At 43.4% G+C, this 4,149-nt stretch carries 8 protein-coding genes; 2 read left to right on the top strand and 6 right to left on the bottom strand.

The window, feature by feature from the left end:
* A partial coding sequence (locus RMO84_RS15875; RefSeq protein WP_310489410.1) for a hypothetical protein occupies window positions 1–209 on the top strand: 209 nt, incomplete at its 5' end.
* Window positions 210–346: 137 nt separating this feature from the next.
* Here the strand turns inward: RMO84_RS15875 and RMO84_RS15880 are convergent.
* The 6 genes from RMO84_RS15880 to RMO84_RS15905 all read right to left on the bottom strand — a co-directional run bounded on the left by RMO84_RS15880 (window position 347) and on the right by RMO84_RS15905 (window position 2,737).
* A complete protein-coding gene (locus tag RMO84_RS15880) occupies window positions 347–634 on the bottom strand; it encodes a hypothetical protein (RefSeq protein WP_310489411.1) in 288 nt (95 codons plus the stop codon).
* Between the two features lie 118 nt (window positions 635–752).
* A complete protein-coding gene (locus tag RMO84_RS15885; protein WP_396135875.1) occupies window positions 753–1,034 on the bottom strand; it encodes a hypothetical protein in 282 nt (93 codons plus the stop codon).
* The gene (locus RMO84_RS15890; RefSeq protein WP_310489413.1) at window positions 982–1,320 is read right to left on the bottom strand and encodes a DUF6972 family protein; all 339 of its coding nucleotides are present in this window, start codon (window positions 1,318–1,320) and stop codon (window positions 982–984) included. Before RMO84_RS15890 ends, RMO84_RS15885 begins: the two co-directional genes overlap by 53 nt.
* A gap of 144 nt (window positions 1,321–1,464) precedes the next feature.
* Entirely contained in the window at window positions 1,465–1,797 is a 333-nt protein-coding gene (locus tag RMO84_RS15895) for a DUF5615 family PIN-like protein (RefSeq protein ID WP_310489414.1), read from the bottom strand.
* On the bottom strand, window positions 1,794–2,024 hold the full coding sequence (locus tag RMO84_RS15900; RefSeq protein WP_310489417.1) for a DUF433 domain-containing protein: 231 nt from the start codon (window positions 2,022–2,024) through the stop codon (window positions 1,794–1,796). Before RMO84_RS15900 ends, RMO84_RS15895 begins: the two co-directional genes overlap by 4 nt.
* 11 nt (window positions 2,025–2,035) lie before the next feature.
* Window positions 2,036–2,737: a 2,3-bisphosphoglycerate-dependent phosphoglycerate mutase gene (locus tag RMO84_RS15905; protein WP_310489415.1), complete on the bottom strand. Its 702-nt coding sequence runs from the start codon at window positions 2,735–2,737 to the stop codon at window positions 2,036–2,038.
* 144 nt (window positions 2,738–2,881) lie between these two features.
* Between RMO84_RS15905 and RMO84_RS15910 the strand changes: the two genes are divergently transcribed.
* Window positions 2,882–4,149: HAD-IC family P-type ATPase (locus RMO84_RS15910; RefSeq protein WP_310489416.1), on the top strand; the 1,268-nt coding region annotated here is incomplete at its 3' end.

The following is a 4,149-nucleotide window of genomic DNA, read 5'->3' on the forward strand; positions in this document are numbered from 1 at the left end:
GGACCATTCTTACCGTGACCGATAATGTGAGATACATTCGCAAGGCTAACTACATCATTCTCGACTGTATAGAAAAGGTATTTATTACAATTTGGATTTTGACAGAATCCACCACACTGTGCCCAAAGTTTACTAGCAATATTTGTTGCGATGCTTTTGCGGATCATGCTTGCTTGCTCCTTACTTACTCTGCAACACATAGTGGCTAGACTTTATTAACTTGGTCTAATTCACCTTCAATATACAGCCCAACTACTTATTATATGGAAACTTTCTGCCTATTCCCTGAAAATTGGGATATTATCTGGAACTAAAATAGTGACGACTCAGATTCGATACTCATAATTTATTGATATTTAGACTTCAGTTCAAGTGCAGTACAAAAGCTGTTAAGACTATTTAACAAAGCATTGTAGTAAGAATAAGCATCATCGCGATCGATCTGAAGATAGTTATATAATGCCAGTTCTGGCTCTGATATTAGAGGTACGTGCGGAATATCCAAACCCGCTTCAGTTAAGCGAATAGACGCGATCGAGATTAATAGCGATCCGATCGTATTATTTCTACCGTGGTAAAGATCTTCCAGCCCAGGTAAAATCAACTCCGATCCTGGCAATTCATTTAGTTCCATTACTTATCCCTGTCTGATGTACTTTCACAACGATCGATAAATTGTTCGATCTTATTTCTCAGAAGATCGGGGTCTAAAGCAGGAAATCGAATCAAATCAGATTCGATCGAATCTAAATTTACGATCTGCCCAAATTAATCTCAGCATCTGATATTCTTCCTTCCATTGGCTCGTACTCATCTTCTAGTAACCAAAGCTGCGCCTCATCGTAAGTATCACAACGGTTAATCGATTTGTACTGCGCCGCAGGGTCGAGAATATGGCAACTACCTGATTTATCCCCCAACAACAGCAAAACATAGGGTGGTGACTGCATTGGATCGATCCACACTTCGAGAAAGCTCCAGTTATTCTTCACTGGGTCGAGTTCGGGGGACGGGATGGTATTGGTTATCTGCATCAATTTTTACCTCACCATAAAATAAAGGGAGAGTCGAACCTTCAGGACTAAGCCGAACGCCGATTGCCTCTGTAAATAATAACCCATAACGATCGTAGCCTCTGGCAAACCCCGTATAGATTCCTCCCTCTATGATAACTTGAGCCACCCGCAAGAGAGTAGCTTCATCGTTAAATACGTGGGCAGCTCTCCCCCGCCTCAGTAGCCGATTACTTTGCCCTGTATCTGGCAGATGTTTAGCAAGATGTCTAGCATCGAGGAAGATTTTACGATCGATGCCGCTCATTTAGCTCCATTATTGCTTCCTTTCTAATGTACTTTCACAACGATCGATAAATTGTTCGATCTTATTTCTCAGAAGATCGGAGTCGAGAGCAGGAAATCGAATCAATTCAGATTCTACCTGCCAAGGCAGCGTTTCGATATCGCATTATGATAAAGCAAGCAGCGATAAATTCCGATCTTCATAAAATAATTCTATCGCATTAAAATCCTGACGCAGCAAATTTTCAACTTGCAATGTCGAACAGTTTCCAAGACGAAGCCAAATAACTTTCGGTGGATTTCCAAAGACTAAGCTTAGGTCGTGCATGTCAGCATCTTTCGAGACAATCATCAAATTATTGTCTTTTGCATAATCCCAAACGATTGGGTCGCTCGTTGCTTTCATGCCCACATCTCGAACGTGAAGTGAATTTGGGAAAAGATCGCTCAAGCGGTTTGGCAGCTTGGGGGACAAATTTTCATCGAAAAGTAATTTCATGCAGATAATGGAGCGGTCATGAACCGACGCTCACGGTCAGCAGCATAAGCAATGCAGGCTTTTAAATCTTCTTTTGTTAGATCGGGAAAATCGTCGAGAATTTCTGCTTCGGTCATCTCGGAAGCCAAATATTCAAGTACTTCATAAACCGTAATTCGTAAGCCGCGTACACAAGGCTTGCCACCGCGTTTATTCTGTTCGATCGTAATATAGTTTCGGTAATTCATAGTTGAAATATTCAATTAGAGTTGAGAATATTTTTGCCGATCGATTTTCCAGCAGCATTCAGATCGTACACGATCGGTACACCCGTTGCTAGTTCTAGTGCTGTCACTTCATCTGGACTCAACCCGTCAAGCATCATGATAATCGATCGCAACGAGTTACCATGTGCCGCAATTAAGACGTTATCACCTGCTAGCAAATGGGGCAGAATCCGGCTGTTAAAATAGGCAACCACCCGCTGTTGGGTATCCTCCAAACTCTCGCCCCCAGGTGGTCGGACACTGTAAGATCTGCGCCACTTTTGCACCTGTTCGTTGCCGTATTTAGCAGCAGTATCCGCTTTATTTAAACCCTGCAACTCACCATAAAACCGCTCATCGAGGGCAGCATTCGTAAAAATAGGTAGTTCTTCATCCCGATTACCATCGTAGTTGTCCCAGCCGTGCCAATCTGGATCGGGTCGTTCGTGTTTAATAATCGGAACTTTGCCACCGCAGATATCATCATTTTCGGTCAGACAAATCGTTGCTGTTTCGATTGCCCGAATTAATTTACTGGTAAAACAGACATTCACCCGATAACCACTGAGCCGACAGGAAGCAATTGTCGCTTCAGCACGACCGCGTTCGCTTAGGGGGACATCAACCCATCCCGTGAACTTGTTGAGGGCGTTCCAAAGGCTCTGACCGTGCCGCACCAAAATCAGTTGAGCCATTATTTTCGCTCTTTATTGTTCACAATTCACTACTTCAATATATAGCGACATCACAAGATCCTCACAGTATTAACCTAAGATCGATCGCAGTACTTAATAAGTTTAGAATTCTCGACAATTTAAAAGCCTAAATTAAACTACTCAATGAATAATTCCAGCCGGAATGCCAATTCTGTCGATTCATCCAATGCCCTGCTCGATATCGCTCAAAAAGATGTAGCTGGAGTTCTACAATTATTTGACACTTCACTGGTAGGGCTAACTGGAACCGAAGCCCAGCGACGATTGGCAAAATCGGGGCTAAATGAAATCGCTCGCGAGAAGCCGAGTAAGTGGTATATCCAACTGTTAAAAACGGTGACAAATCCCCTCTCACTGTTACTAATCGTACTGGCGATCGTTTCACTATTAACCGGAAGTCCGACAGCCGCTCTCATCATTACTATCATGGTAATTTTTGGTGGGTTGCTGCGCTTTTCTCAAGAATTTCAGTCGAACAAAGCGGCTGAGAAGCTGCGGGCAATGGTGAGTATCACCGCAACAGTAAGTCGCCAGGATAACACTAAAGCTACCACACCAAAAGAGCAACAAGGCATCACCGGAACCGAAATCGCCGTAAAGTTACTGGTGCCTGGGGATATCGTGTTTCTCTCAGCTGGAGATATGATTCCTGCCGATATTCGACTAATTGTGGCCAAGGATTTATTTTTGGGGCAATCCACCCTTACAGGCGAATCTCTCCCCGTCGAAAAACACGTGGATCTCATCGACAAGCAGGAGAAAAACCCCCTAGAACTGGTCAATCTTTGTTTTATGGGTACAACCGTAGTTAGTGGTTCGGGCACTGCTGTGGTCGCCGAAACTGGTAGTCATACTTATCTAGCATCACTAGCGAAAACCCTTGGTGGCGATCGAGTTCGCACCAGTTTTGATAAAGCTGTGAATAGTGTGACGACGCTGCTATTGCGGTTCATGTTAGTTATGGCTCCGCTCGTATTTCTAATTAACGGCATCGTCAAACACAATTGGGTAGAAGCGTTCACTTTCGCTTTGTCCGTGGCAGTGGGATTGGCTCCCGAAATGTTGCCTGTGATTGTGACGGCAAATTTGGCGAAAGGGGCGATTGCAATGTCTGACAAAAAGGTAATTGTCAAAAACATCGATGCAATTCAAGATTTTGGCTCGATGAATATTCTCTGTACCGATAAGACGGGTACTCTAACCCAAGATAAAATTGTATTGCAAAGGCACTTAGATCCCTATGGAAAAGAAAGTTTGGATGTGCTCAAATATGCCTACCTCAATAGCTTCTACCAGACTGGCTTGAAGAATTTATTGGATGTAGCAGTATTGAACCGCAAACAAGAAATTGCCTCCTTAGATATCGATCGAGACTACCACAAATTTGATGA

The sequence above is a fragment of the Chamaesiphon sp. VAR_69_metabat_338 genome, from assembly GCF_031423935.1.
GTDB lineage: Bacteria > Cyanobacteriota > Cyanobacteriia > Cyanobacteriales > Chamaesiphonaceae > Chamaesiphon.